Source organism: Pantoea sp. CTOTU49201, assembly GCF_032054795.1.
GTDB classification, from domain to species: Bacteria; Pseudomonadota; Gammaproteobacteria; order Enterobacterales; family Enterobacteriaceae; genus Pantoea; species Pantoea symbiotica.
This window is the reverse complement of sequence record NZ_DAMBSA010000261.1, coordinates 1,556-6,815: the sequence shown is the minus strand read 5'-3', so window position 1 is coordinate 6,815 and position 5,260 is coordinate 1,556. Positions and strand designations below refer to the sequence as shown.

The 5,260-nt window shown below is 52.2% G+C and carries 4 protein-coding genes and 3 tRNA genes (1 of these 7 only partly in view); 6 read left to right on the top strand and 1 reads right to left on the bottom strand.

What is annotated here, in order from left to right; translation table 11 throughout:
* Window positions 1-2 precede the first annotated feature (2 nt).
* The gene (gene punC / locus RTY00_RS16930) at window positions 3-1,169 is read left to right on the top strand and encodes a purine nucleoside transporter PunC (RefSeq protein WP_312665211.1); all 1,167 of its coding nucleotides are present in this window, start codon (window positions 3-5) and stop codon (window positions 1,167-1,169) included.
* 311 nt (window positions 1,170-1,480) lie between these two features.
* Entirely contained in the window at window positions 1,481-2,629 is a 1,149-nt protein-coding gene (gene cfa / locus RTY00_RS16925) for a cyclopropane fatty acyl phospholipid synthase (protein ID WP_008110314.1), read from the top strand.
* Between the two features lie 49 nt (window positions 2,630-2,678).
* On the opposite strand, the gene RTY00_RS16920 is transcribed toward cfa, so the two are convergent.
* The gene (locus RTY00_RS16920) at window positions 2,679-3,323 is read right to left on the bottom strand and encodes a riboflavin synthase (RefSeq protein ID WP_008110317.1); all 645 of its coding nucleotides are present in this window, start codon (window positions 3,321-3,323) and stop codon (window positions 2,679-2,681) included.
* A gap of 198 nt (window positions 3,324-3,521) precedes the next feature.
* Here RTY00_RS16920 and RTY00_RS16915 point away from each other — a divergent pair, with 198 nt between their 5' ends.
* From RTY00_RS16915 to RTY00_RS16900, 4 genes are all read left to right on the top strand, one after another.
* Window positions 3,522-4,895, top strand: coding sequence for an MATE family efflux transporter (locus RTY00_RS16915; protein WP_312665210.1), 1,374 nt, complete (start codon window positions 3,522-3,524; stop codon window positions 4,893-4,895).
* A gap of 134 nt (window positions 4,896-5,029) precedes the next feature.
* Window positions 5,030-5,106, top strand: a tRNA-Val gene (locus RTY00_RS16910).
* 3 nt (window positions 5,107-5,109) lie between these two features.
* Window positions 5,110-5,186 (top strand) — tRNA-Val (locus RTY00_RS16905).
* A 20-nt stretch (window positions 5,187-5,206) separates the two neighbouring features.
* Window positions 5,207-5,260, top strand: a tRNA-Val gene (locus tag RTY00_RS16900) (it continues 123 nt past the right edge of the window).

The following is a 5,260-nucleotide window of genomic DNA, read 5'->3' as shown; positions in this document are numbered from 1 at the left end:
CCGTGCTCAGCATGCTCGGCTTTCTTGCCACGGATATGTATTTACCCGCCTTTGTCGATATGCAGCGTGATTTCGCTAGCGCACCTGGCACCATTAGCGCCAGCTTGAGTCTGTTTCTCGGCGGTTTTGCCTGTGCCCAGGTATTTTGGGGGCCGCTGTCGGATCGTTACGGCCGTAAGCCGATTCTGCTGGCGGGTTTAGCCATCTTCGCCCTCGGTTGTCTGGGGATGCTTTGGGTAACCGATGTCCGTGTGATGCTGGCGCTGCGTTTTGTGCAGGCGATTGGTGTGTGTGCGGCTGCGGTGAGCTGGCAGGCGCTGGTGGTGGATCACTATCCAAAAGCCAAAGCCAATAAAGTGTTTGCGACCATTATGCCGCTGGTTGCGCTGTCTCCGGCGCTGGCACCGCTGCTCGGCGCCTGGCTTATCGGCCACTTCCACTGGCGCAGCATCTTTATCACGCTAACGCTGGTTGCCGTAGTGTTGCTGATCGGTACGCTGCAGTTAACCTCGCCTAAGCGCGAGAAAGTTGCGTCAGGTAAACAACCCGGCTGGTTGACCTTGCTGGGTACGCGCGTCTACAGCGGTAACGTCTTGATCTACTCGGCGTGTTCGGCGAGTTTTTTTGCATGGCTGACGGGATCACCTTTCATTCTCGCCGCTGCTGGCTTGACGCCGGGTGATATTGGCCTGAGCTATATTCCGCAGACCATTGCGTTTCTGATTGGCGGATTTGGCTGCCGCACGCTGTTAAATCGCTATCAGGGCGCGCAACTGCTGCCGTGGTGGCTGGTGCTGTATAGCCTGAGCATCCTGAGTTTGTTTGTCATCGCCCTGATGCCATCAGCGCCGCTGTTTGTGCTGTTGATGCCTTTCTGCGGCATGGCGCTGGCCAATGGCGCGATCTATCCAATTGTGGTTGCCAGCGCATTAGCGCCCTTCCCGCACGCCACCGGTAAAGCCGCAGGATTGCAGAACTTATTCCAGTTGGGATTATGCTTTGTTGCCAGCCTGCTAGTCTCCACCGGCCTTGAACAGGCGCTGTTCAACACCACGTTAGTGATGGTCGCTACTGTGGTACTGGCGTGGGCGGGCTTTGTCTGCCAGCGATCGCTAAACGCACAAAGTGATATTGCCCACACTTCCCGTCCCTGCGAAGATAATCTCTAAGCCAACGATTTTCGTTAGCAAACTAACGATAACCCGTTGAATATTGACCCACGTGAGCATATACTCTGTGGGTCAGTAATTCTGTATTAAATCAATAATATAAATGTAATACCTTTAGCGACACTGTCGCGGGATGGCGTCTGCACATTATCCGGTGCGGCGACCCACTTTTCTGCTCAAATTCATACCTCTGTACTACGTCGTACAACGTCGGATTTCTGGCGCACGGATTTTCCGTGAGTTCTCTCACAGGTCTTGGGAAATTGGCTATTCTTTTTCTCAGGTTCAGATCGGAAGGTGATGGAGAAGCTATGAGTTCATCTGTTATAGAAGAAGTGAGCCTTGAAGAAAACCATTGGTATCGGATCGTCAATGAACTGCTAGAGCGGGCTGATATTGCAGTTAATGGCACTCGTCCCTGGGATATTCAGGTAAAGCATCCAGATTTTTTTAAACGCGTTCTCGAGGAAGGATCGCTCGGATTAGGTGAAAGTTACATGGATGGTTGGTGGGAGTGCGAACAGCTCGATATGTTCTTCCATCGCGTTTTAAAACACCATCTGGATAAACAATTACCCCGGCATTTTAAAGATACGTTGCGCATCGCCGCCGCGCGTCTCACTAATTTGCAATCAAAAAAACGCGCCTGGATTGTGGGTAAAGAGCATTACGACCTTGGTAATGATCTATTCTCACTGATGCTTGACCCTTATATGCAATATTCCTGCGGCTACTGGAAAGATGCTGATACCCTGGAAAACGCACAGCAGGCAAAACTGGATATGATTTGCCGCAAGTTGCAACTTGAACCGGGCATGACGCTATTGGATATCGGTTGTGGCTGGGGTGGACTGGCAGAATATGCTGCGCGCCATTATGGCGTCACGGTGCATGGCGTGACTATTTCGGCAGAGCAACAAAAACTGGCGCAACAACGCTGTGAAGGACTGGATGTCACTATATTACTGCAGGACTATCGCGACCTGAATAATCAATATGATCGCATCGTTTCTGTCGGTATGTTTGAACATGTCGGGCCGAAAAACTATGCCACTTATTTTGATGTTGCTGACCGCAACCTTAAACCAGACGGCATATTTTTGCTGCACACCATTGGTGCCCTTACTACAGATATGAATGTCGATCCGTGGATTGATAAATATATCTTCCCGAACGGCTGTTTGCCTTCTGTACGTCAAATCGCTGATGCCAGCGAGCCACATTTCGTCATGGAAGATTGGCATAACTTTGGCGCAGATTACGATACGACGTTAATGGCATGGTATGAACGTTTTCAGGCGGCGTGGCCGCAGCTGGCTGAGAAATATGGCGAACGTTTTAAACGGATGTTCGACTATTATCTCAACGCCTGCGCCGGTGCGTTTCGGGCTCGTGATATTCAGCTGTGGCAGGTGGTATTCAGTCGTGGCAAGGATGGCGGTTTACGCGTAGCGCGTTAATAAGCTTTCAAATGAATCAAGGCGCCGCATGGCGCCTTTTTTAACGGCATTATTCTGCGCTAGCAATCTGCGCCAGTGCAGCAGCTTCACGCTGCGCTAATACGCGCTCAACCGTTTCTACAATGGCCTGCGTGTGCGGATCAATTTCAATATTGACCTTATGACCAAACTTCTTCGCGCCTAAAGTGGTGCGCTCCAGCGTTTCCGGAATCAAATGCACACAGAATTTGCTTTTCGTCACGTCGCCAACGGTCAAACTAATTCCATCGATACCCACGAAACCTTTGTGCAGAATATATTTGATCTGCGTGGCGTCCTGTAATTTAAACCAGATTTCGCGGTTGTTTTCAGACTGGATGATTTTGCAGATTTCCGCCGTGGTCATAATATGGCCAGACATTAAATGGCCGCCAATTTCATCACTGAACTTCGCTGCACGCTCAATATTCACCACATCACCCACCTTTAATTCACCCAGGTTGGTAATGCGCAGTGTTTCTTTAATCAGATCGAAGCTGACCAAGTCGCCGTTAATCTCGGTCACGGTCAGGCAGCAGCCGTTGTGTGCCACCGATGCGCCCAGCGCCAGTCCCGGTAACAGATCCTCCGGTAAGCGCACAATATGGGTACGAAACAGATCTTTCTCTTCAATGCCGACAATTTCTGCCGTGCCTTGCACAATTCCAGTAAACATAATCTCAGCCTCTGCAAAGTTTGCGTCAGTTTATCACAGCTTGTCGGCGGCAGCTTAATTTGGCGGAGTTCAAACTTTACACAAATTGCTAAACAAAATGCGATCAACGTTTGGCGGAAGCCAGCGCTGCCGCTACACTATGCCGCGCATTCTTTGGGGATTTCGCCCCGCTCTCTTCTTTAATTAAGCAGGTGTAACGTGCAGAAGTATTTTACAGAAGCGCGTCAATTGCTGGCCCTCGCGATCCCGGTCATCCTTGCTCAGGTGGCCCAGACGGCGATGGGATTTGTAGATACTGTTATGGCCGGTGCGGTAAGCGCCACGGATATGGCCGCCGTTGCTGTCGGCACCTCTATCTGGCTTCCCGCCATTCTGTTTGGTCATGGTCTTCTACTGGCTTTGACGCCTACCGTTGCGCAACTCAACGGTTCAGGACGACGCGAACGCATCGCGGAACAAGTGCGCCAGGGATACTGGATGGCAATTTCCGTTGCGCTACTGATTATGGTTGTGCTGTGGAACGCCGGTTATCTGATTAACACCATGCATGACATCGATCCTGAATTGGCCGCTAAAGCCGAAGGATACCTGCATGCGTTGCTGTGGGGCGCACCGGGTTACCTGCTGTTCCAGGTGATGCGCAACCAATGCGAAGGTTTGTCGAAAACCAAACCGGCGATGCTGCTCGGTTTCCTCGGCCTGATGGTGAACATTCCGCTCAACTATGTCTTCATTTACGGCCATTTCGGTATGCCTGCCTTAGGCGGCGTCGGCTGCGGCGTGGCGACGGCATCGGTCTATTGGGTGATGTTCCTGGTGATGCGCTTCTGGGTGAAGCGCATGGCAAACATGCGCGATATTCGCATGAAAACGCGCTGGTCCGCACCGTCACGCGCAATTTTGTCACGCCTGTTTACGCTGGGTTTGCCAGTGGCGTTAGCGCTGTTCTTTGAAGTAACGCTGTTTGCCGTGGTGGCGCTGCTGGTATCACCGCTTGGCATCGTCAAAGTTGCCGGGCACCAGATTGCGCTTAACTTCAGCTCGTTGATGTTCGTGTTGCCGTTGTCGCTCGGCGTGGCCACCACCATTCGTGTCGGCTATCGACTCGGACAAGGTTCAGCCGAACAGGCGCGCGTTGCCGCGTGGACCGGGCAAGGCGTCGGCATCAGTATGGCGGCCATCACCGCGCTGTTTACCGTGATTTTCCGTCATGATATCGCTGCGCTGTATACCGCAAATCCTGAAGTGATTACGCTTGCGGCACAACTGATGCTGCTGGCGGCGATCTATCAGTTCTCAGATTCGATTCAGGTGATTGGCAGCGGCATTTTGCGAGGTTATAAAGACACACGCTCGATTTTCTTCATTACCTTTATCGCCTATTGGGTGCTGGGTTTGCCGGTGGGTTATGTACTGGCGATGACGGATTGGGTATTGCCGAAACTCGGTCCCGCCGGTTTCTGGTGTGGCTTTATTATCGGCCTGACCTCCGCAGCAGTGATGATGATTTGGCGCATCCGTCGTTTGCAGCGCCTGCCTGCGCAAGTGATTTTAGCGCGCGCCGCGCGCTAAGTGGCTGGTAACGGCGAAAAAAACGACGCATAGCACAGTTGCTGGTCAGTCGTAGGGGAAAATCACTTTTTCCCCTTGCCAGCATCACGGCCTGCCGTTAATATTCGTCCCCGCTGTCGCCCTGACAGCGTGTTGCGCTCTTAGCTCAGTTGGTTAGAGCACCACCTTGACATGGTGGGGGTCGATGGTTCGAGTCCATTAGAGCGCACCAAGTGCGTCCGTAGCTCAGTTGGTTAGAGCACCACCTTGACATGGTGGGGGTCGGTGGTTCGAGTCCACTCGGACGCACCACTATTCAAAAGATTCAAAATGCGCTCTTAGCTCAGTTGGTTAGAGCACCACCTTGACATGGTGGGGGTCGATGG